This is a genomic window from Pedobacter hiemivivus, assembly GCF_004331685.1.
Lineage (GTDB): Bacteria > Bacteroidota > Bacteroidia > Sphingobacteriales > Sphingobacteriaceae > Pedobacter > Pedobacter hiemivivus.
The window spans coordinates 56,427-79,304 of sequence record NZ_SJSM01000020.1; the positions used below are offsets into that span (position 1 = coordinate 56,427).

General features: G+C 39.9%; 17 protein-coding genes. 14 read left to right on the forward strand and 3 right to left on the reverse strand.

Translation table 11 applies throughout. The annotated features are described in order from the left end of the window. The first annotated feature begins 94 nt into the window (after positions 1–94). Positions 95–472 (forward strand): GreA/GreB family elongation factor, encoded by a 378-nt coding sequence (locus EZ444_RS21680; protein WP_131611273.1) that lies wholly within the window; start codon positions 95–97, stop codon positions 470–472. 42 nt (positions 473–514) lie between these two features. Here the strand turns inward: EZ444_RS21680 and EZ444_RS21685 are convergent, their stop codons facing one another. Continuing rightward, positions 515–1,156, reverse strand: coding sequence for a chloramphenicol acetyltransferase (locus tag EZ444_RS21685; protein WP_131611275.1), 642 nt, complete (start codon positions 1,154–1,156; stop codon positions 515–517). Between the two features lie 144 nt (positions 1,157–1,300). Here EZ444_RS21685 and EZ444_RS21690 point away from each other — a divergent pair, with 144 nt between their 5' ends. Beyond that, complete coding sequence (locus tag EZ444_RS21690) at positions 1,301–1,675, forward strand: hypothetical protein (RefSeq protein WP_131611277.1); 375 nt, start codon at positions 1,301–1,303, stop codon at positions 1,673–1,675. A 1-nt stretch (position 1,676) separates the two neighbouring features. Continuing rightward, a complete protein-coding gene (locus tag EZ444_RS21695) occupies positions 1,677–3,092 on the forward strand; it encodes an aminotransferase-like domain-containing protein (protein ID WP_131611279.1) in 1,416 nt (471 codons plus the stop codon). A gap of 163 nt (positions 3,093–3,255) precedes the next feature. Here the strand turns inward: EZ444_RS21695 and EZ444_RS21700 are convergent, their stop codons facing one another. Continuing rightward, the gene (locus EZ444_RS21700) at positions 3,256–3,447 is read right to left on the reverse strand and encodes a cold-shock protein (protein WP_090780871.1); all 192 of its coding nucleotides are present in this window, start codon (positions 3,445–3,447) and stop codon (positions 3,256–3,258) included. 198 nt (positions 3,448–3,645) lie between these two features. Between EZ444_RS21700 and EZ444_RS21705 the strand changes: the two genes are divergently transcribed. Continuing rightward, positions 3,646–3,912 carry a P-loop NTPase family protein gene (locus tag EZ444_RS21705; RefSeq protein WP_205945324.1) on the forward strand — a complete coding sequence of 89 codons (267 nt, stop codon included), beginning with the start codon at positions 3,646–3,648 and terminating at the stop codon, positions 3,910–3,912. Here EZ444_RS21705 and EZ444_RS21710 read toward each other — a convergent pair. Continuing rightward, the gene (locus EZ444_RS21710; protein WP_131611281.1) at positions 3,902–4,357 is read right to left on the reverse strand and encodes a hypothetical protein; all 456 of its coding nucleotides are present in this window, start codon (positions 4,355–4,357) and stop codon (positions 3,902–3,904) included. The genes EZ444_RS21705 and EZ444_RS21710 overlap by 11 nt on opposite strands. Before the next feature lie 55 nt (positions 4,358–4,412). Here EZ444_RS21710 and EZ444_RS21715 point away from each other — a divergent pair, with 55 nt between their 5' ends. The 10 genes from EZ444_RS21715 to EZ444_RS21760 all read left to right on the forward strand — a co-directional run bounded on the left by EZ444_RS21715 (position 4,413) and on the right by EZ444_RS21760 (position 22,870). Beyond that, on the forward strand, positions 4,413–6,296 hold the full coding sequence (locus tag EZ444_RS21715) for a right-handed parallel beta-helix repeat-containing protein (RefSeq protein ID WP_131611283.1): 1,884 nt from the start codon (positions 4,413–4,415) through the stop codon (positions 6,294–6,296). Between the two features lie 104 nt (positions 6,297–6,400). After that, positions 6,401–8,254 (forward strand): glycoside hydrolase family 127 protein, encoded by a 1,854-nt coding sequence (locus EZ444_RS21720; RefSeq protein WP_131611285.1) that lies wholly within the window; start codon positions 6,401–6,403, stop codon positions 8,252–8,254. Between the two features lie 37 nt (positions 8,255–8,291). Continuing rightward, positions 8,292–9,836 carry a glycosyl hydrolase family 28 protein gene (locus EZ444_RS21725; protein WP_131611287.1) on the forward strand — a complete coding sequence of 515 codons (1,545 nt, stop codon included), beginning with the start codon at positions 8,292–8,294 and terminating at the stop codon, positions 9,834–9,836. Positions 9,837–9,955: 119 nt separating this feature from the next. Continuing rightward, positions 9,956–11,842, forward strand: coding sequence for a sialate O-acetylesterase (locus EZ444_RS21730; protein WP_205945325.1), 1,887 nt, complete (start codon positions 9,956–9,958; stop codon positions 11,840–11,842). A gap of 67 nt (positions 11,843–11,909) precedes the next feature. Further along, positions 11,910–12,653 (forward strand): hypothetical protein, encoded by a 744-nt coding sequence (locus tag EZ444_RS21735; RefSeq protein ID WP_131611291.1) that lies wholly within the window; start codon positions 11,910–11,912, stop codon positions 12,651–12,653. 4 nt (positions 12,654–12,657) lie between these two features. After that, the gene (locus EZ444_RS21740) at positions 12,658–15,261 is read left to right on the forward strand and encodes a T9SS type A sorting domain-containing protein (RefSeq protein ID WP_131611293.1); all 2,604 of its coding nucleotides are present in this window, start codon (positions 12,658–12,660) and stop codon (positions 15,259–15,261) included. Positions 15,262–15,319: 58 nt separating this feature from the next. Then, the gene (locus EZ444_RS21745; protein ID WP_131611295.1) at positions 15,320–17,575 is read left to right on the forward strand and encodes a GH92 family glycosyl hydrolase; all 2,256 of its coding nucleotides are present in this window, start codon (positions 15,320–15,322) and stop codon (positions 17,573–17,575) included. Continuing rightward, entirely contained in the window at positions 17,565–18,791 is a 1,227-nt protein-coding gene (locus EZ444_RS21750) for an MFS transporter (protein ID WP_131611296.1), read from the forward strand. Before EZ444_RS21745 ends, EZ444_RS21750 begins: the two co-directional genes overlap by 11 nt. Positions 18,792–18,824: 33 nt before the next feature. Further along, positions 18,825–20,327: an L-fucose/L-arabinose isomerase family protein gene (locus EZ444_RS21755; protein WP_205945326.1), complete on the forward strand. Its 1,503-nt coding sequence runs from the start codon at positions 18,825–18,827 to the stop codon at positions 20,325–20,327. Then, the gene (locus EZ444_RS21760) at positions 20,327–22,870 is read left to right on the forward strand and encodes a hypothetical protein (RefSeq protein WP_131611298.1); all 2,544 of its coding nucleotides are present in this window, start codon (positions 20,327–20,329) and stop codon (positions 22,868–22,870) included. The genes EZ444_RS21755 and EZ444_RS21760 overlap by 1 nt, the downstream gene beginning before the upstream one ends. Positions 22,871–22,878 lie beyond the last annotated feature (8 nt).

The window sequence follows — 22,878 nt, forward strand, 5'->3', positions numbered from 1 at the left end:
GGAATTATTTCTTTTATTTCGATTATCATGTCCTCAGGTCTGACGGACAAGCTAATCTATTGTCTCAATTTTTAATCATTTTGAATTTATAGTTATGACTACATCAATCATATTATCAACAGGAATATTTGATCTTTTAAAGGATCACATCAGAAGAAGGAAATTAAGTAATTACAATCAGGAAAAACTGGTACAGGAACTTCGAAATGCAAGGCAGATCTTAAACAAAGATATTCCTGCAGACGTGGTTACTGTAAATACTAAAGTCCGTGTAAAAGAATTGGAAACTGGCTTAGAGTTTACTTATATCATTGTTCCACCAGCAAAGGCTAAAAACAAAAACAATACGATTTCTATTTTATCACCGATTGGTGTAGCTATAGTAGGTTATAACCAGGGAGCAGAGTTGAGTTGGGAAATGCCTGAAGGCCTGAAGAAATTTCGCATTGAAGAGGTATCCAGATTAAAATAATGACATAAAAAAACCGGCAATTTTGCCGGTTTTTTTATGTCATTATTTTAAGGTATTAGATTGATTATTCATCAACTCTTGGAATGTCTCGATAAATTTGCCTACATGATAACCATCCATCAAGGCATGATGTACATGGACAGAAATACTCATTTCTCTCTTTCCATTAGTTTCAGTAAGCTTAGCGAATGAAATTTTAGGCACACTATCATTAAACGAATAACACCTTGCATGAGATAAGGATGTAAAGTCTATCCAAGGTATGGCCGAATAGTGGATCACATCATCACCCGATACCAAGGGGAAAAGCTGGGTACTTTTCGAAACTCTATCCATTTCTTCTTTTGCAAGCTCATAAAATAGTGCTGGATCTTCATTGAAATAGATGTAAGAGAAGCCAAAAGTATCATTCGGACGGTTAATGGTTGCCGAAGCGTTGATCTGATCGTAAATTACCACCTTTTCGTCTTCAATTCTATACTTAAACTCTTCAATCGAATTTGCAGCTATCAAAGATTGATATAAATAATATAAAAAGAAAGATTGTCCGCTCTCCTTTGCATTGCGGTACGCTTTCGTACAATCTATTTTTGTAGTGATCCCAAAAAATGGTTCTTCAAATTTTCTGAAAAACTCAAAATGCTCTTTTCTCTTCCACTGGTCTATTGCTAGTTCTTTTTTCATTAATGCTCATTTTTGATGATGGTTACAAAAGTAAAGAAGTTTAGTTTATCATACCAGTCGTAATTCTGTAACCTAAAATTATCGCTTTTCTGTGTCTGTATCTGCTTCTATTTGATGTTTAATTTTGTAATCAAACGATAAGTTATGAATGAACAAAGTCATAAAACCAGAGGTGTCGAATTTAGGAAGGTATACCTTTCTGACCTGAGCGCAGTAATGAGGTTACATCAATTATCACAGGGAAGTATTACTAAGTTGACGGCAGATTTTGGTCTCCCACTAAGTATCGCCATTAATGGTAATGAAATCATAGGTTATGGTTTTGCAGCCATCAACCAATTGGGAGAAGTTACGTTAAATTCCCACTGTAAAGTAGTTGAGGACTTGTCCATCGGATACACACTAGAAGAGCAAGCTAAAAAAACGCTACATTCAACATTTGAAAATGTCGGGGAAGACAATGCCAAGTTTAAGAGCTCTGTTCTGAGATTAGTAGACTGGTTAAATAACTGTTATTAAAATGAAAAAGGAATCCTTGTACCTTAAGATTGCAAAAGTAATGGAGGAGCAGATCTCGACCGAAACTTTAAAACTCGGTGATAAGCTTCCTTCTATTCGTTCCGTACAGAAGCTCTACAATGTCAGCATAAACACGGCTAAGCAGGCCTACCTGGAGTTAGAAAGTAAATCGCTTATCGAACCGAGAGCAAAATCTGGATATTTTGTGAGCAAAGCATCCATGAGGAAATTTCCGCTTCCATCAATAGGCAAATTTAAGGCTTCGGCTCAGGAGAAGCAGCCTGAGGATTTAATCAGTAAGGTTTTTAATACATTTGAAGATAAAACGATTAGCCATTTTTCTTTGGGTGTTCCAGATAAAAGCATGCTCCCCATTGCAAAACTGAACAAAGGGGTGATCAATGTTGTACGTAGACTTAATGATGATTGGGCAAGTTATGAACCGGTACAAGGCAGCGTTAACCTTAGAAGAGGTATTGCCAAGTGGTCCTTGGTGCTCGAAGGAAAGATTACTGAAGATGATCTTGTGATCACTTCTGGTGCGATGAATGCCATTTTTAACTGTCTGATGGCTGTAACTAAACCCGGAGATACTGTTGCTATTGAGAGCCCAGTTTATTTTGGTATCGTGCAGATCATTAAATCTTTGGGATTAAAGGCTATAGAAATCCCTACACATCCCATAACTGGTGTAGATTTAGAAGCCATTAAAAAAGTGCTACCGCAATTAAATGCGTGTTGCTTCATTAGTAATTTTAGCAACCCATTAGGATGCCTGATGCCAGACGAGCACAAGATCGAACTGGTTAGGATGTTGACTACATACGATATTCCCCTGATCGAAGATGACCTTTACGGTAATCTTTTCTTTGGTCCTACAAGACCCAAGCCTTGTAAGGCTTTTGACGAATCGGGTATTGTGTTGTGGTGCGGGTCAGTATCTAAAACTTTGGCGCCTGGGTACCGGGTTGGTTGGGTAGCTCCTGGAAAGTATAAAGAGAAAATTATAAGGCAGAAGCTATTACAGACCATTTCAACACCTTCTTTGTACCAGGAAGTGATTGCCGATTTTCTGGAACATGGTAGGTATGACCATCATTTGCGTATGCTGAGAAGTAAGCTCTATACAAGTTGCCTCAAATTTCAAAGGGCAATTGAAGAGTATTTTCCTTCTAATACTAAAATATCACAGCCTCAGGGCGGTTTTATGTTATGGTTGGAGTTGGATAAAAAGGTGGATACTGCCGAATTATTTGACATAGCCATCAAGCAGAAAATAAGTTTTGCACCTGGTAGGATGTTCACTCAATACAATCAATACAACAATTGTATGCGGTTAAACTATGGATTGGAATGGAACGCTCAGGTAGAGGCTGACTTAAAACGGTTGGGGCGGTTAATCAAAGCTGTATATTAAGCTGAGTATAATTCGTATTAAACAGGTAGCATACACGTATAAAACACGTAGTGTGATTAGAGCTATGTAGTTACCATCTGCAAGGATGGTGCTGTGAATTGTAAAAAAAAGCTCCGTAAATACTTGATTTACGGAGCTTTTTTGAATAAAGGCTGGTATTAACTTAGGCTCTTTTAACCTGCGTTGCGTTCAATCCTTTTTTACCATTTTCTACTTCATAGCTAACTTTATCGTTTTCTCTAATTTGATCGACAATTCCTGTTACGTGTACGAAGATTTCAGGTTCACCATTATCTGGTACGATAAAGCCAAAACCTTTTGATTCATTGAAAAATTTTACTGTTCCTTGAGGCATTTTGTTTAGTTTAAATTTGTAATTATGATTACCATAACAACATTGTTATGGGATTGTTTTGTGTTTTTTTTCTATTGTATCATAAATGTGATATTTAAATGTACAATAAAAATAGTAATAGTCTATACCGCAAGTAGATTTATTGGATAAAATTATAAACTTCAAATATTTATATTGTCATGATACTAGATTAATCGGATGAGTATACTATATGTTTTATGTTTTTTTTATGATGAACCTTTTAATGGTGTTTCTCCATTATGTGTCGAAATTCTAAAAGACCTTATTAAAAAGCATTCAAAAGACAAAGGGTTTATAATTACTGATCATGATTACGAAAATGTACTAGATATTTCATCAACTGTCATTTTGATGGATAATGGAAATACTAAAGTGATCAAAGAATTTAAAGAGTTAATAGAGTTTTGTTATTTACCGACAACAACTGTGAGTCCTATTTTATAAAACTAATTTGATAATATTTTTTACCGTCATTATAGGTGGTGGTTCCATGGGGAGTTATCTCTTCACCTACATTCAGCGTTTTCTTATCAACCTGTAGGTTTAAATATTTTGTTTTCGTTGGCACATAATAGGTAATGGTGGACGTTTTACCGGAATCTGTATAATGTATAAACAGGTATTCTTGCACGTTTTTATTATGGTATAAATAGATAAAACCACCTTGCTTTTTAGGACCGCCATACACTTCCGAAAAACCCTTTTTCTTTAACATTTGTGGATGCAGTTTGCCTGCGCCATCCCAAAAATCAAATATCCCTGGATAACGAAAAGTTTGTGCCATCGATTTTCGAGGCAAAAATGCCAAAAGGGAAAAATATAGAAAGGGTAAGTAGTTTTTATAACTGGTTATCCTCATAATAGCTAAAGATAAGATATTTCCTTTCACCCTTTTTTCTCCTGATTTTTATCTTGTTGTTATTGAATAACTTAAAATAGAATCAATGGCAATAATTCAAACTACAATTGCGGGTATCAGAAGCATGACAAGTCCGCCGGCTACTGACAGGTATTATGTTTCTGATATTGAAAAGGAGGGGTTCTGGCTTTTCGATCCGCTGGATACCACTTCCGCCGATAATACCGGGACTATTTTAAAAGATACTTCCGGAAATGTTTACAAAAGAATTGATGAGGGTATTATAGACCTGAAATGGTTTGGTGCTACCGGATCAGGGAATGAAAGCATCATCATTCAAACGGCGATTAATGTTTGTGCATACAAAACGCTATGGGTCCCTGAAGGTGTTTACTACGCGAAGAACTTGACGGGAATATCTAATCTGACAATTTCGGGGCCGGGAACTTTAAAGTCTGACGCTACAGCTGTAGTCCCGGATACACTTTTAGCATTTACAGATTGTACTAATGTTACCATCAGAGATATTACACTGGATGGTAATAAGGGAGTTGTTCCGGGCGCCCCGGAATATGGGGTTGCCTTATTGCGTTTTTTTAGTTCAACGCAATGCGAAGTCTCTTCTGTTAACTTTCAAAATAATGCCTATTTGGCCGTTAGTACCCATAGCTCCCCAGGTTTAATTTTTACTAATAACTATATCTACGACACGGATTCTGCATTCACTTTATGGACGGATTGCGAAAATACGGTGATTTCATCTAACCGCATCGAGAATGGAACATCCGACGGGATTGTGGTGTGGGGCTATATAACAGATAACCTGGCTGAATATTCTACAAATGTCACGATTGTGAACAATGCTATCCATAATAAAACAGGATGGGGCATATTGTTAAGGTACGGATCCGATTGTACCATTCAGGGAAACACCGTAAGCAATACTAGGTTTGGAATAGGCTCAACACATTTAACCGGACAACCGGTGCCGACAGCTAAAAGCTCGAGTTATATCGGTAACACCATTTCAGATTGTTATTATGGAATATATGGTTACATGCACAATTGTACCGTTACTGGCAACAGCCTGAATAGGATTACGATCCCCGCAATTATGATCGTGGGTTCCCGTGATACACCTTCTTCTCCATCAAAAAATGTAATTATAGCTGAGAATGTTATTTCAAATTCATCCTACATACCCCAAGGGACAAGCACTGTTACCAAAAGTATTCTTTTAGAGAATGCTCAGGATTGTGTAGTTGTGAACAATACAGTGAATAATGATGGTACAGCGCTAGATGCGGGTATTGTACTGGTAAATGCATTAACAGTGAGGAACAGGATTGAAGATAATTTGTTTAAGGGTACACAGCCTGCTCAGGGTGTGTTGATTACGAATAGTGCGGCGACCAATACTATTGCCGGCGAAAATGGTAAAATTGTGGATAATGGGCTCAACAATATTTATATAAACGGTCTGGCTATAGTAGCAGATATGGTTACAGTGAATGCTTCTAATGAAGCCAAATTACCGGCTAATGGTGACTTTTTTAAAGTTGCCGGAGCAGCGGTTACCATTAACCGTATCAATACAGTGACAGGGGTATATTACGGAAGGATAATCAATATTGTGTTCACCATCCCTAATTGTATTGTGAACCGCTTGGTAGGGAATATCGGCATTATTACTCCGACGTATATCAGCACCACGAATTCAATTTTAACACTGGTGTGGAACGGTACTGCCTGGATAGAAATAAGCAGGAGTAGTTATAATACTGTGGTCGTAAATGTTGTGGTTACAGGAGCAGTTTCAAAATCACTGCTAAACACAACATATCCCGCGGCAAAGACAGGATTTACAGTATCGTTACCAAATCTGGCAAGCGGGGCAGTTGCCGCCATAAAACAGGATGATTCAATTACTGGCGAATGGCAACTTATGCCTTCAACTTTGGCGGTATAATTGCCCTGAAGGGTGATATTACAAAACTGCCAACTTCTTCACCCTTTTTCGCTTTAGGATCGATCTATGTTTAATTGTACGGACATTTTAATACCTATTCTTATATGAAGTTTTTTCTGTTTACCAGTGTCTTTTTACTTTTCCTATTCCCTGTTTATTCCAATGATTCTTTAAGAGTTTCTGGTGTAAACCCGTTTCAGCCTTTGGAGCCAGGCGAGGTAAAGATAGGGGGCTATATGGGCAAAAAAATTGCTGTTTGTATAGCTAACAGTATAAAAACAATGGATGTGCTTATGTTGGTTGCACCTTTTAAAACCCGAACTGAAACGAGGTATTGGCAGTCGGAATTCTGGGGGAAATGGTTTACTGCTGCTTGCGATGCCTATCGGTATACTAATGACCCGCTGATATTGGCAAAATTAAAACAGGCAGTAGATGGTCTGGTGGCCACCCAAACAAAGGATGGGTACATTGGTAATTATAAAGAGGAGGCTCATTTGAAAGAATGGGACATTTGGGGACGAAAATATTGTCTATTGGGATTGCTTTCTTATTATGAGATTTCAAAAGATAAAAAAGTATTGGGCAGTGCAAAGATGCTGGCCGATCACCTGATTAAAGAAATTGGAAATCGCAACATCAGCAAGTTTGGAAATTTTAGAGGAATGGCTGCCTCCTCGGTGTTGGAACCAATGGTATTGTTGTATAATTATACAAAGGATCCTGGTTATTTGAAATTCGCAGAAGCCATAGTAGCAGATTGGGAGCAAGCAGATGGAGCTAAACTGATCTCTAAAAGCATCAATGGAATTCATGTTGCAGAACGTTTCCCTAAGCCAAAGAATTGGTTTAGCCCAGAAAATGGCCAGAAAGCTTATGAGATGATGTCTTGTTACGAAGGTCTCATTGAACTTTATAAAGTAACAAAGAAGGAAGAATATAAAGCTGCAGTTGAAAACGCCGTAAAGGATATCACAGATACCGAAATTATGATCACCGGATCGGGGAGTAGTTTGGAGTGTTGGTATGGCGGAAAAGATAAACAATGTATACCCGCTAAAAACATGATGGAAACCTGTGTAACCGCAACCTGGGTTAAGCTTTGTAACCGCATGTTACAATTAACCGGAAAACCTGAATATGCAGATGAAATTGAGAAAGCTTTTTACAACGCTTTGTTAGGTTCAATGACTCCTGATGGGAAATCATGGAGTAAATACAGCGAGCTCAATGGGCATCGGCACTTGGGCGAAATGCAATGTGGTATGCCTTTAAATTGTTGCATAGCCAGTGGTCCAAGGGGAATGATGGTGATACCAAAAATAGCCATTATGATGGATAAATATGGCCCTGTTGTTAACCTTTTCGGTAACATTAAAGCAAAGCTAAAATTGGAAAATTTGGACGTTTCAATTACTCAGGAATCTCTTTTTCCTAAGTCGGATGAAGTCGCCATTTATGTGGATCCCTCTAAAAAAGCCGTTTTTAATTTGAAGATCAGAATTCCTGCATGGTCCGACCAAACCAGCATAACCGTAAATGGCGATACCTTAAATAACGTTAAGTCAGGTTCATACGCTGAAATAAAGCGGAAATGGAGTAAGGGCGATAAGGTGGTAATTAAACTGGATTTAAAAGGAAGAATACGAACTGATGAAAATAAAAGACATTTTGCCATTCAATATGGCCCTTTAGTTTTGGCCGTAGATCAGCGATTGAATGCAGGGCAAAATTATCAGTATTATGAACCTGTCACTGATAAATCACAACAGATCAAGTGCAGGTTGGTTGAAAGTACAGACCCGGACATCTATTTTTTAGCCAAACTTTCCTTTCGTGTTGCAGGTAAGCCTACCGAGCTCAATTTAACCGATTATGCTTCTTCTGGAAATACCTGGAATCCGGACTCCGGGTATATGGTATGGTTTCCCTACCTCCTGGATCTGCGTGAAAAATAATACACTTCCCTTGAATTTTAATTTTAAATAACCTTTTATGAAATTTAATAAACGATCATTTTTAATATTAATAACGCTTCTGGTTTACAACATTTCTATTCGGGCTGCTGTGCCCGTTGAAAGTCCGAGAAACCTGATTTCTCCACCAAATTCCAGCACCCCAACATCGGTTACATTGTTATGGGATAAACCTTTAAATTATAATCGCATACAAAAGTATGAGGTATACCTCAATGGTAAAAAAATAGCGCAGTCCCTTAAAACAAATTATACGGCGAGAGGACTAAAACCCAATACAAAATATAGGTTTTCTATTAGCTCAGTTGATGAAAATGGAACCAGCTCTAAAACTACCAACGAGCTTACGATCAATACCAGACAGATAAGTAAGGTTTATAATATACTGGATTATGGCGCCAGGGCAGATGATACAGATCTGGATACAAAAGCCGTTCAAAAGGCGATTGATGCCTGTAATGTCGGAGGTACGGTATTGGTACCCAAAGGAAAATATGTAATTGGCGCCATCTTTTTAAAGAGTAATATGACCCTTTTAATTGATAAAGGAGGGGAACTTAAAGCTAGTACGGCCCTTAATGATTATTTGCCAATGGTTAAAAATAGGTTTGAAGGCTGGGAACTGGATACTTACGCCAGTCTGATCAACGCCGGTAAATTGGATAGAAACCCGGTTTATAACATTGAAAATATTGCTATCCGCGGTGAAGGTAAAATTACAGGGGGAAGTTCCAAATTGGGCGATGCCATGATTGAGGCAAAAGGAATAAGAAGCCGGGGGAGGTTAATTTGCATTATGAACGCTAAAAATGTGAACGTTCAGGGACTTACCCTCCAGGATTCGCATTGCTGGACACTGCATTACATCTATTCCAACAATGTGACCTGCCACGACCTGGATATCAAAAGCACTGCGCGTAATGGTGATGGTATAGATCCTGATTCATCTACAGATAGTTATATTTTTAACAGTACCTTTTCTACAGCAGATGATTGTATCGCCATCAAGTCCGGTAAAAATCCGGAAGGAAATATCGTTGCTAGACCTACGGTCAATGTCCATATTTCCGATTGTAAGTTTGTTAAGGGATTTGGTCTCGCCATAGGAAGCGAGATGTCTGGCGGTGTTAAAAATGTTTCCATCCGGGATTGTGAGGTCGGCAACCTGAAAGAAGGAATACAAATCAAATCTAGAAAAGACCGCGGTGGCTATGTAGAGAATGTTTACGTGAGTGATTGCGACCTCTTGCGGATAAAAATCGAAACCACAGTCGCCTATAACAGCGACGGAGATGCTGCACCAGCTCTGCCACATTTCAGAAACCTGGTGTTCAGTAATATGAATATGTCAAAAGCCAAAGCGAACGGTACCCCGATATCTGTAGATGGTTTTGCGGATATAAAGCATTACACCAGCAACGTAACCTTCAAAAATGTGGTACTCCCGTTAAATGCTGCGGTAGCATTGAACTACTGTAAGGACATTAAATTTGAAAATGTGCTTACTGTAGACCATAAAGCTCCGGTTTATAAGATTACCAATTCTGAAAACATACAAAAATAATGTCCTTGCACCATACATATATGAGGTTCTTCATAAAACTAGCGGTCTTTTTTTGGCTGTTGTTATTTTCCGGGTCTTTACATGCTCAACTTAGGATTCCAGGATATTTTTCTGATCATATGGTTCTGCAAAGGGCGCAGCCGGTTAAAATATGGGGCTGGGCAAATGCAGGATCTACGGCTAACGTGACTTTTAACAGTGTGACTTATACCGCCACAGTAAAGGACGATGGTACCTGGTCGGTAAACCTTCCTGTTACAAAAGCAGGCGGGCCTTACGATATTAAAATTGTATCGGCACAAAGCAGCATTATTTTAAAAGATGTGTTATTTGGGGACGTATGGTTTTGTAGCGGGCAGAGCAATATGAATTTTAGAATGAGTGCCATAAATAATTTTGCTAAAGAAAAAGAGGATGCTGATTATCCTTGGATCAGACAATTGGATGCAAATAGGCTGGGTGCGGAAGTTCCGCAAAAGAATGTCGCAAAAAGTACTTGGGTGTCATGCAGTCCCGCTACTATTCAGGCATTCTCTGCAGTCGCATTTTGCTTTGCCAAAGAGCTATATGTAAAAAACAAGGTTCCGATTGGGATAATTAATGCTTCCTGGGGTGGCTCGCCTATACAAACATTTATGAGCCCGGCAGCATTAAAGGATTTTCCTGAATATAAAGAGCGTATTGATGCGATTACTCCAACCTTTATAAATGATTTGAAGCAGAAATATAAATTAGAGAACCATAAATGGGCATTGAAATTTTACGCACTTACGGATTATATCTCACAAGATCTGAAGCTATCCAGAGATCCTGCATTTTTTGATACGAGTGATTGGCTCAATGTACGTGTTCCCGGATACCTGGAACAGCAAGGGCTAAAAGTAAAAAATGGTGTCAGTTGGTATAAAAAGGAGTTTGTGCTGGATGAATTACCTGAACAGGACGTTAATGTCGACCTAGGGCGAATTAAAATGTCATGTGTGGTCTTTATAAACGGACAGTTTGTTGGCCGGCAGTTTTCCATTTGGTACAATGCAAATTATAAAATACCAAAAGCAATGCTAAAAAAAGGCGGCAACGAAATACTGGTATGCTCTTACAATGAAAATGGAAGCACTGGCTTTCAGCCTGTGTATAAACCGAAGCTGGTCATTAACACAGCACCTCAGCAAAATATTTCTTTAGAAGGCACATGGCTTTTTAAACAAGGCAAAACCTATGAAACTCCTGGAGTTTTAGGTCCGTTAATGCCATTGGAGTATTTTGAACACCAGTATCCTACCTTGGTTTACAATGCTGTTATCGCTCCCTTTTTTAATTACGGAGTAAAAGGAGTGCTTTGGTACCAGGGAGAGGATAATGCCAAAAATTCTGTGTGCTATGACTACGAAAAAATGCTGAGTAATCTTATTTCGGACTGGCGGACTTCATTCAATGCTCCCAAACTACCCTTCCTGATTGTTCAACTCGCAAACTTTAATCCGGTGAAAAGTAATCCCGAACCTTCGGCATGGACAATTGTGCAAGAGGCCCAGGCAAAAGTGGGGCAAGGATTGAAAAATGCAGGAACAGTAGTTATCAATGATATTGGTGACGTAATTGATATCCATCCTAAAAATAAACAGGATGTTGGTAAAAGATTAGCCCTCTTGGCCAGAAAGATCGCCTACGGAGAAAATAACATTACCGCTTCGGGACCGGAATTTAAAAGCGCAGAACGTATAGATGATCGTTTGATCATTAGTTATAACAACGTTGGTGCTGGCTTGGTAAATAAAGATGGAACATCCACTTTAAAAGCATTTTGTTTAGCAGGTAAAGACAGTAAGTTTTACCGCGCAAATGCAAGTATTGATGGAGACCGGGTCATTGTGTTTTCTGATCAGGTGAAAGCGCCATTGTATGTTAGGTATGCATTTGAAGACAATCCGGGTAAGATAAATTTCTACAACAAAGATGGGCTTCCGGCAGTTCCGTTCAGAACGGACACTTTGAAGATTAAATAAATTTTTATACTTCACCCGATTTCAATTTGAAATTCATCTTATATACAAACCAAATTTAAACCTAAATATGATGATGAAAAACTTACTTTTTGTATGTGCTGTAATACTGTTCAGTCACACAGCCCTTGCGCAACAGTTATCTCAAAATTTTGATGCCTCTACAAAAATCAAGGATTATGTTAAAAACAAACCTGATAAAGGGCAATTTACTGCGATTACTAGTTCTGGCCCAGGGGTTAAGATTAACATTGAGCAGGGTAAACTTCGGTTCGATCGTACAGGGAATGCGGATTTCGGTTCTATGGCCAGAACAGTTGAACTTTCTCCAATTCCACAAAAATTAGCACTGAAATTTGACATTAGCGTTTCAAAAAATACGGCGATGGAAGCCGCTGCAGCCCTACAGTTTGGGAGTGGTTTTGTGAATGAGAATAATTCTCTTTCGGGAACTCCATACGAGAACCAGGCAGCTGTCCATTCCGTAATTGGAATTAGTTTCGGTGCAAAAGAAGGTGATTTCTCTATCAGACATATAGGGGCAAAGCAGGAGTCTGTTGTTGTAAACGGAACAAAAACCATTACCTGGGTGATTAACAATTCGACTGCACCAATGTATTATACCGATCCTAATGGTCAGGTTCAGAATCTTGCAGCAGATCGATTTGATGTTTGGATAAACAACACATTAGTACTCGGTAAAAAGGGAGCTGTTAGTCCATATCAATTGTTAAAGAATTTTAAGTTTTCTTTTACAAAAGGGGCTGGAATTATAGATCTTGATAATATTGAGCTTACAGACCTTTCAAATTAACGTTATGAAATCCTTATTTGTTTTAACGAAGCTGACCGTTTGCTTAACGTTTTGCTTTATCCTAATAGGTGATGTTAGCTATGGTCAAACTTTGATTACCTACCCAGAGCCTGTGGCTGCTTTTGAGAAGAAATCTGATTTGTACCTGGTTTCGGTAACTTCCGGTAGCGAGACAAAAGACAGCTATGTGTATGTGAGCAGGGCCAGTACTGGAGCACCGTTGTGGGAATGGCAGGGACAGGAAGGTAAAACCTTTCATTTTACCACGTTTTCGTCCTCGGGGACCGCAACAATAACGGTTACCAAGCTAGGTTCTACTGCAGGATCAGCGACACTTCGGCCCGACAGAGTGGGGTTGGGAACTGTTCCAACCACATCAGTTACTGGAGGTAAACAGGTTACTTTTACCCTCAGTCAATCCAGGAAGATTTCTGTGGAATTTGATGATGATGCAGGGAACCAGCACGCCCTGATGATCTTTGCTGATCCTCTTGAAGAGGCTTCAGATATACCCGATTCAACTGCGGCTAATGTATACAAGGTGAGTACTGTAGATACCTTAATTGTACCTGCCGGAAAGACCATTGTGTATTTTGGTCCGGGTGTTTACAACATCCACTACTGGAGGATTCCGGCCACTGTTAGCCAGGTTTATATTAGTGGTGGAGCTTATGTAAGGGGATATATAGGAGCCAACCGGGCAACAACAACGTTATCCTTGAAAATTAATGGTCGTGGTATTATTTCAAACGACCAGTGGAACTTCCATTATCCTAAAGTCACCCCTCCATATGATCCTGTTTCTACCGACTGGTACAAATCAATTGTCATCAGTGGTGGAAAAAAACACAGTGTAGAAGGAATCACGCTGGTAGACGGCACAGCTTTTAATGTGGTGCTCTCTTGTGATAGTTCCCTGGCCAAAAATTTAAAGATCCATGGATTCAGGTATAACAATGATGGAATTACGCTGGCTGGCTCTGATGCTACTGTTACGGATTGTTTTGTACGGGTTGGCGACGATGGTATTCTGACCAATGGGAGCAAAAATTTTAAAATAGACAAATGTGTATTTTGGCATTTAAGAGGTGGCAGTATCATACAATTGGGCTGGCGCCCACATAACATCAATGGAACAAACCTGATCGAAAACTGCGATGTGATCCATGCGGAATGGGTATTGCCGCAAACTCAGAACTCGGGTTTTATCAATTACATGGGGAATGTCTCTGGAAATTCAAATGCATCGATAGAGAATTTTGTGATTCAGGATATTTATTTTGATACCGAAGTACTAAAACTCATTGATTTGCGCATCGATCGTGGCATCAAATATCCGATTAACATCAGGAATTTTTTGTTTAAAAATATTCATGCTAAAATCCCTTCCGCACATCCTAGTTTTAGTAGTTACTTTAATGGCTATGACGCCACAAATAAGGAGTCAAACCTCAGGTTTAATAACTTTTATATCAACGGAACGTTGATAAACCAGGCAAATCATACCGACAGTGGTTATTTTAAACGAGGGAATTATGCCGATCCATTGATTTTTTTTGAATACGCAGATTTGTCCTCAGAAATATTTAACCAGAACTTTAATTCTTCTTCAAGTTTGTCGACTTATATCAGCTCGACTCCGGATAATGGACAATTTACATCCGTAAATTCTACTGGTACAGGAACCATTGTATCCATTAACAGCAATAAGCTCAGGTTTAACCGTTCGGCGGCAGCTGATTACGGTTACTTTGCCCGAACAGCAGACTTCTCGCCTGTACCCGAAGTTATTCAATACAAAGCAGAGGTAACGGTATCCGGAAATACAGCAGGGGTTACTCAAAATCAGGTCGCAGTATTTCAGGTCGGTAAAGGTTTTGTGGATGGCAACAATGCATTAACCGGAACCCCGCTAGAAAATAACGCCTTGCTACATTCCAGACTGGGTATAAATTTTGCGCCTACAGCAGGACAGTTTAGTTTCAGAGACATTAGCGGAGCATTAAGTTCAGCTGTATTTAGCGGTACCCAAGCCTTTACCTGGGTGATCAACAATTCTTCGAAAACAGTAAGTTACGTTGCTCCCGACGGGTCGGATGAATTACTGGCGGCGGACAGGTGGGATTTATGGGTTGGTAACGTAAAAATATTCGATGAAAAGTTGAGCAACGGCGCAGCAGATGTAACATTGAGCGATTTAAAATTTGCTTTTATATCAGGAACAGGGATTATAGATCTGGATAACATTTTGATCACAAGTCCCGTAATAACAGGAGCGCTTTCTTTATTGGTACCACCAGTGTCTAAATCTGTTATAACTACTGTTGCCACTACCGACGAAGTTGCCAAAAAAAAGGATCTTCTTAAACTGTCTGTTTATGCGCCTTCCGATCAATTGCTGGTTGATGTTTCTGTCAATTCGGATAAGGCGGAACAGGCCGAGTTGAGTATTTACAACTTTAACGGTAAAGCTTTGATAAAAACAAAAGTCAGGTTGGAGAAGGGGAATAACAAGTTTACCCTCCCTGTAAGCACTATAAAACCGGGAATTCATATCGCAATACTGACTACTAATACTAATGCGGCCAGGTTAAAATTCATCAGGTAGGAATTATTTTTAACACAGCTTCACCCTTTTACTTTTTAAATACCCTCTGTATCATAAGATGATCATAACAAGAAATTCTTTACTCATTTTTATTTTACTTTTTAATTGTGCACTGGCTCAGAAAAAAAATAAGGCAGTTGCTGAGGTTGATGCAGTAAATCCATTGATCGGAACCCCTGCTAAAGGCAAGGGGGGAACCATGCCAAGTGTTGGGCCACCATTCGCAATGACCAATTTTACTGCACAAACACGTGAGAATAAGATGAAGGCGATGCCATATATTTATGAAGACTCCACCATTCATGGGTTTATAGGAACGCATCAACCCACGGTTTGGATGGGTGATTATGGCTATGTTTCTGTAATGCCACAAGCAGGAAAACTTGCTGTGCTCCCAGAGCAGCGTAAAATGAAATTTTCACACAAAGAGGAAACCGCTAAAGCTTATTATTATGCAGTAAAAATGCATGATAAACAGGGCGGCTCAGTTAATGCTGAAATGGCTGCTGCAGAAAGATGCGGAATGATGAGATTTACATATCCGGCTAGTAAAGAAAGCCACTTAATTATACAGGGAATTAATGTAAATATGGCAGAAGATGACTTTCATAATAAATCTAATAAGCGGTCTAAACTCAAAGGATACATCTATATTGATACACTAAACCAGGAGATCAGCGGTTATAACCCAGACCGGACAGCCTATAACCTTGGCCCGGAGCTGCCCAACTTTAAGGGATACTTCGTTTTGAAATTCAATAGGAAAATTAAGAATTATGGAGTTTGGACCCCTGAAGCCATTGTTAAAAATGAGACCGAAATTTATGGTAAAAGAATAGGGGCCTACATTAGTTTTCCTACTAAAAAGAACGAAGTATTAACAGTGAAAATTGCTACTTCATTTATCAGTCTTGAGCAGGCCAGAGAGAATCTGAGTAGGGAAATTCCGGATTGGAATTTCGATGATGTCGTTCAGACCACACGTAACAAATGGCAGAAAAATCTAGAGCGAATTAAAATAGATGGAGTCACAACAGATCAACGCAGTATTTTTTATACGGCAATGTACCATACCATGTTATTTCCAAGAGAATTTTCAGAATATGGTAGATATTATAGCGCTTTTGATGATCAGGTGCATAAAGGAATTTCGTACAATGACTATTCCCTATGGGATACCTTCAGGGCATTACATCCTTTATTTATTTTTACGCAACCCGAACGAGTAAATGACATGATCAGCTCGATGCTGCAAATGTACAAGGAAGGGGGATGGCTGCCAATGTGGCCTAACCCCGCCGAAACCAATATCATGATAGGTACACACGCTGATGCAGTCATTGCTGATGCTTATGTAAAAGGTTTTAGAGGCTATGATCTGAACCTGGCCTATGAAGCCATGAGAAAGAATGCCTTGGTGCCGCCAGATCATGATACAAAAAGTTGGGGCTACGACCGACAAGAATGGACTGGCTTTGAGGGGCGGACAGGGTTGAGTTACTATCATTCTCTAGGTTATGTGCCCTCAGATAAGACGGCAGAGTCTGTTTCAAGGACACTGGAGTATGCACTAGATGATTATTGTATTGCCCAGGTTGCAAAAGGACTGAATAAAACTGATGATTATAAGAAACTGATGAAATGGTCCGAAAATTATAAAAACCTGTACAATGAAAAGACTGGCTTTATGGAGCCGAAAAAATACAATGGTAATTGGGGCGGGGATACAAAGCTTAGCTTTACGGAAGGAAGTCCCTGGACCTATCTTTTCTGTGTAATGCAGGATATTCCGGGAATGATCAATATGATGGGTGGGAAGGAGAAGTTCGCTGCCAAACTCGACCAAAACTTTGAAGGCGGACATTACGCGCATAACAATGAACCAGGGCACCATTATGCTTATCTGTATAATTATTGCGGACAGCCCTGGAAAACAGAGGAACTGGTAAGAAAACATACCCGTGAAAATTATTTGAATCAGCCGGAGGGCATAAATGGTAACGATGACTGCGGACAGATGTCGGCCTGGTATATTTTTAGTGTAATGGGCTTTTATCCGGTTACTCCCGGATCTGGGATGTATGCACTCGGGGCTCCCCAGTTTCCTGCATTAACGATGACTTTTAATATCGACAACAGATTGCGTAAACTGGAAATTAAGGCAAATCACCTTTCCGAAGAAAATAAATACGTACAATCTGTTACATTTAATGGAAAACTATTAGCTACTCCTTTTATCAGTCATCAGGAACTTGCTGAAGGCGGGGAGTTAGTGTTTGCTATGACCAATAAACCACAACTTCATGAAAAATAATCTCCGCTGGTTAATCTTAATAATGGTGTTTGTTGCCACCGGTTTAAACTTTCTGGATAGGCAGGTGCTTTCCATTACGATCATAAAAATTCAAAAAGAATTTAACCTGGATGATGTTCAATACGGAATGATCAATACCAGCTTTCTGATCAGCTATGCACTTATGTTTACCATAGGTGGCAGGTTAACGGAATTGTTTGGTGGTAAAATAGGGCTTGGTTTCTCCGTATTGATCTGGTCGATAGCCAGTGCACTTCATGGCGTAATTGATAGTTTTTACCAGTTACTGATCTTTAGATTTCTGCTGGGGGTAGGCGAAGGTGGCTGCTTCCCGGCAGCAGCTAAAACAGTAAGTGAATTGTTTGAAAAGAAGGAGCGCGCGTTTGCTAACGGTATAGCCATAGGCGGGTCAGCAATAGGTGCGGTGCTGGCCCCTCCGTTAACCATTCTCATCTCCAATTCTTTTGGCTGGCGATGGAGCTTTATCATACCAGGAGCAGTGGGTATCTTATGGGTAATCTGCTGGGTAGTTATCCCATGGAAAAACAGCAGAACGCCAGAAGTTACTCCAGTTAAGAAACAAAAGACCATTTCCTTCCTGAAAATACTAAGTAATAAAACAGCGTTGGTGTTTTTACTCATCCGATTTTTACTCGATCCAGTTTTTTATTTCATCATGTTCTGGATTCCAAAATATCTCAATGAGCAACGAAATGTTTCCTTTGATGAGATTGGAAAGTTGTTATGGATTCCATTCTTAGCCCTCGGCATATCCAATATATTAGGTGGTTGGATATCCGACAGGCTTACTAAAAACGGCATCTCGATTAACCGGGCACGTAAAATAGTGATGGGGATTGCGGCGGCATTAACGCTTTCAGCTATTATGGTTCAAAGTGTATCTTCTGTTGCACTGGCTATTACTTTAATGAGCTTACTAATGTTCGCACATGGTTTCTGGATCACTAATTATATAACTGCTATATCGGATGTATTTGGTAACAATGGAACATCAACGGTGGTGGGGTTATCAGGCACAGCGGGAGCAATTTCAGGTTTATTGATCAATCCCCTGATCGGTTTAGTTGTGCAACATTATTCCTACGATCCTTTATGGATCATCTGTGGCCTGATGTACCCCCTGGCGTTTTTAATCCTTTTAAAATTTATACCTAAAATAAGTCCGCTTAAACAAGAGCTGGTTATAAGCCATTAAAAATTATTAAACAAGATATTTAAACTTAAACCTATGAGTGAATTAAATGAAACCCTGCTTGCAGAGCCGGATAAAAAGAACCAGATGCTTCCTGTTATGAAACGCCGGGTAGAGACCGTACCCAAAATCGGTGTTTTTGGAGTTGGTTATGTGAAATACTGGAGCCAGTTTGAGGGGCTTTATGAGCAAATCATGGCAAAACAGGAGGTGCTGATAGAAAAAGTGCAGAAGAATAAAGTAGAAGTGATTGACTTTGGTATGGTAGATGAAGTAAGTGGTGCTTATGAACTTTTACCCAAACTAAAAGCGGCCAATTTAGATCTGATCTTTTGCGATATGCTTACCTATGCCACTTCAAGTACCTTTGGTGTAATCATTAAGAACATAGATGTACCGGTGGTGCTGGTAGCCCTACAACCAGACAGTGCACTAGATTATAACAACGCTTCTACACATTTGCAGCTATATAATGATGATATATGTGCATTGCCGGAATTTGCAGGTGTAGCCGTAAGGATGGGGAAAAAGGTGCCGGATATGATTATTGGTACACTGCATAATGATCCAGAATCAGAACTAGAAATTGCTAAATATTGCAATATTGCAAGGGTATTGCATGATTTGAAAACAGCCCGAATTGGTCACATAGGTCACCCTATAGAGGCGATGCTTGACATGCACTCCGATGCAACAATGCTTACTGCCCATTTTGGTTTGCACATTGTACAATGTGAAGCCAATGAAATTGTAAGTAAGTATGAAGAAACAGCTGTGGCCGACGTAGAACTGGAGAAAAAGCGGATACTTGACTTTTTTGATACGCCTGATCCGGTATCGGATCCTATTTCGGAGAAATTAAAAGACGCAGACCTGGAGGTGGCCGCTCGTGTATCAGTAGCACTGGAGAAATTTGTGGAGACCAAAAAACTGGATGGACTGGCTTATTATTACGAAGGCGAGGATAACAGTACAACCAGACAGGTGATGACCAATTTAATTGTGGGTAATTCATTGCTAACTGGCGCGGGATTTCCGATGTGCGGAGAATCAGATCTTAAATGTTGCATTGCCATGTTCATCATGGACCGCTTGGGGATAGGAGGCAGCTTTGCTGAGTTCCATCCGGTAGATTTTAGTGAGAACTTTATTCTAGTTGGACACGATGGGCCACATAACATTACCATTGCGCAAGGAAAACCAGTGTTACGTAGCTTAAAAAAGTATCATGGTAAACCCGGTTTTGGTGCTGGTGTTGAATTTAAAATTAAAGAAGGCCCAATTACCATGCTTTCCATTACGTCGACTTACGAAGGGAAGTTTAAATTTGTAATTGCTGAGGGAGAATCGGTTGAAGGACCTATTCCACCTACAGGAAATACAAATACAAGGGGCTTTTTTAAACCAGATGTACGTACCTTCCTTAAGAAATGGGTAAAGGAAGGACCCACTCATCATTTTGCATTGGGAGTTGGCCATCATGCAGAAACGATTAAGAAGATTGGTGAATATTTAAATATAGAATCAGTAATTGTTTAATGAATAGATTAATCAGCTATTTTATCCTGGTCATAACAGGCAGCCTTATGTATAGCTGTTACAGCGTAAAACATAAGGCTTCGCCTATTCCTGCCAATACCTTAAAGGGCAAGTCGTTCAATAATATTACGCTTGAAACATCTTTAAAGCCATTTAAGAAGAATGATAAGGCTTATATCAAAAGCGTAGCCAGGGAAATGTTCACACAATGGTCGTCTTTATTGAGGCATGCAGATACAGTCTGTATTATGCTCTGGACTTCCGACGGTTCCGAAATACTAAACTACAAGGGAAAACAAAATCAACCCTTAGAATGGGCTAAGTACATTGGTAATCCGAATACAAAACATGCGGTGGGTTCTGGTCCTAAGGAGCTTTCTCTACATGAGCGGGCTTATCTTTATATGGAGAACCCACCCGACTTTACTTATAATAACCTTAGATTAATCATCAGCACATTAAAAGAAGTGGGTGCTCAGGTAACAGGTAAGCCAATTAAGGTGGGGTCTACTTTTGATCCTGGGCCTGAATTTGCCCGCTCGGATTTTAAATACAAAAAACATCCAGAAATATTGCTTGGCAATGCGATGGGCACTAAATCTTTTGTCAATTGTTATTCCGTGTTAAATGCGGATAAAGACTCCTACGCGGGCTTTCCTAAAGGTATTCCCGCAAATACACCTTTCGGTAGGTTTTTCGGCCGCCAGAGCTACCATTTTTTAAAGGATATGGGTTTTGATTATCTGTGGCTAAGCAATGGCTTTGGCTTTGGAATGGAGGCCTGGTCATCTAAAGGAGCAATATTTGACGGGAAAGAATTTGATGCTGGGAAACTGGCTGAAGTACAGGCTAAAAACCTGGAATTCTGGAAGATCTTCCGTATGGAATGTCCAAGATTTCAAGTGCAGACCAGGGGGACAAACCTTTCAACAGGTACAGACCTGGCTAGGGATGGGGTTGACCTCAGGGGGATTTATAAGGGTGGCTTTAACCTGCTGCCGCCACCTAACTCTCCATGGGCAGCATTAGATGGTGATTTTGGTATGGAACTGGTAGGGTATATGTCGAGAATTTCTGAATTACCTGATAACAGGTATTTGTTCCGGTATTATACCCATGATCCTTGGTGGGTAAATAGTCCCTGGTTTGACAGGTATGGTGGCGAACCCCATGACATTTATATGCCTATGGCCGTTAGCCGGATTGATTCAAATGGCGGAGTAACTTTACCTACACAACTTAATTTCCTTTCCATAGATAATTCTTTCGGTAACATGCCCGCACAGGTACCGGATGAGGTAATTCCACATATTCTTAAAGCCCGGTATGATGCGCCTACTACAGCCGGACCATTTGTATGGGTATATCCCTTTGATGAGTACCACGATTGGACGTATGCGCAAAAAGACAGGTTAAAAGAGGTGTATTTCGGGGACTGGTTTATCCGCCAGGCTATTAATAACGGATTTCCTTTGAATACAGTAATTTCGACGGGATCCTTTAACCGTTTAATCAAAAGCAGACCTGGTTATTTTAAGGAGTCTGTACTGCTTACCATTGTCCCGGATGCGGGTTCTGTATTGGAAAAAGAGCTGATCGGATTTATCGAGAACGGCGGTAAGGTAATGATATACGGTCCCGCAGATCATGCTGGCGAGAAGTTCCTGGAGTTGCTTAATCTTAAAAATATATCGCCGCTAGAGGGAGAGTTTCAAATAGAAACAGATTTGGAGGGTGATAAACTGGAAAAGCCATACCCGAAAAAAATGCTTCATCAAGCCCTATTTTCTGCCGGTGGTATACGTACCCAGGTAAAAGATAAAAGTGAAAAAACTACACATGTGTTGATGACTGCGAAACAAGGGGAGGAGCAGAGAGCGGTTTTGTGGAGTAGAGCTAAGCCCGAATGGAATGGCGGAAAGCTGGTTTATGTGCGTGGTACAAGTTCCAGCAGTGCTAAAAACGAAAAACTACTTACACCTGATAACCCGTCCTTATGGGGCACAGGCCCTTTATATCTTCGATATGCCCTACAGGAGTTCGGTTATCATTTCCTTTTGGAAAAGGAAAGTCCTGCCATAAAAAGTCCAGTACTTACGCTTTCAAGAAGTAATAATGGCTTTTACTTTTCCGGATATGTGCCGGGCACAACTGCTAAACAGTTATTCAAATTTCCACAAGGTGCTCCCTTACTTACAGGCTTTGAAACGAAGCTCGAAAAAGGCTTTAGTACCTATAATTTACCAACCGCATGGCATAAAGAATGCCGGGTGTTTGTAGAACAAGAGCAAGGGATTGTATCTGTAAAAGAAACTTACCCTGGCGATGCCACTGTAAGCCGGAGAATAGAGATCAAAGGATTAAAAAATGCTGTGATCAGGGTGTTCCCTGATGAAGACATCACCAAAGATAAATTAAAAGCTTCCGCTGGTGCAGCCTATCCATGGAGAGGCGAGAAAATAGTTGTTGAGCAAGCTGAAAAAGAATTTGGAAACAGTTATCTGTTAAAAAATGTGACTGGTACACTGGTGCTCGCCTGGTAAAATCTGAA

Excerpts from the sequence above, each read along its gene's own strand:
- EZ444_RS21680 (WP_131611273.1), top strand. The coding sequence starts at position 95 with ATGACTACATCAATCATATTATCAACAGGAATATTTGATCTTTTAAAG.
- EZ444_RS21685 (WP_131611275.1), bottom strand. The coding sequence starts at position 1,156 with ATGAAAAAAGAACTAGCAATAGACCAGTGGAAGAGAAAAGAGCATTTT.
- EZ444_RS21690 (WP_131611277.1), top strand. The coding sequence starts at position 1,301 with ATGAATGAACAAAGTCATAAAACCAGAGGTGTCGAATTTAGGAAGGTA.
- EZ444_RS21695 (WP_131611279.1), top strand. The coding sequence starts at position 1,677 with ATGAAAAAGGAATCCTTGTACCTTAAGATTGCAAAAGTAATGGAGGAG.
- EZ444_RS21700 (WP_090780871.1), bottom strand. The coding sequence starts at position 3,447 with ATGCCTCAAGGAACAGTAAAATTTTTCAATGAATCAAAAGGTTTTGGC.
- EZ444_RS21705 (WP_205945324.1), top strand. The coding sequence starts at position 3,646 with ATGAGTATACTATATGTTTTATGTTTTTTTTATGATGAACCTTTTAAT.
- EZ444_RS21715 (WP_131611283.1), top strand. The coding sequence starts at position 4,413 with ATGGCAATAATTCAAACTACAATTGCGGGTATCAGAAGCATGACAAGT.
- EZ444_RS21720 (WP_131611285.1), top strand. The coding sequence starts at position 6,401 with ATGAAGTTTTTTCTGTTTACCAGTGTCTTTTTACTTTTCCTATTCCCT.
- EZ444_RS21725 (WP_131611287.1), top strand. The coding sequence starts at position 8,292 with ATGAAATTTAATAAACGATCATTTTTAATATTAATAACGCTTCTGGTT.
- EZ444_RS21730 (WP_205945325.1), top strand. The coding sequence starts at position 9,956 with ATGGTTCTGCAAAGGGCGCAGCCGGTTAAAATATGGGGCTGGGCAAAT.
- EZ444_RS21735 (WP_131611291.1), top strand. The coding sequence starts at position 11,910 with ATGATGATGAAAAACTTACTTTTTGTATGTGCTGTAATACTGTTCAGT.
- EZ444_RS21740 (WP_131611293.1), top strand. The coding sequence starts at position 12,658 with ATGAAATCCTTATTTGTTTTAACGAAGCTGACCGTTTGCTTAACGTTT.
- EZ444_RS21745 (WP_131611295.1), top strand. The coding sequence starts at position 15,320 with ATGATCATAACAAGAAATTCTTTACTCATTTTTATTTTACTTTTTAAT.
- EZ444_RS21750 (WP_131611296.1), top strand. The coding sequence starts at position 17,565 with ATGAAAAATAATCTCCGCTGGTTAATCTTAATAATGGTGTTTGTTGCC.
- EZ444_RS21755 (WP_205945326.1), top strand. The coding sequence starts at position 18,825 with ATGAGTGAATTAAATGAAACCCTGCTTGCAGAGCCGGATAAAAAGAAC.
- EZ444_RS21760 (WP_131611298.1), top strand. The coding sequence starts at position 20,327 with ATGAATAGATTAATCAGCTATTTTATCCTGGTCATAACAGGCAGCCTT.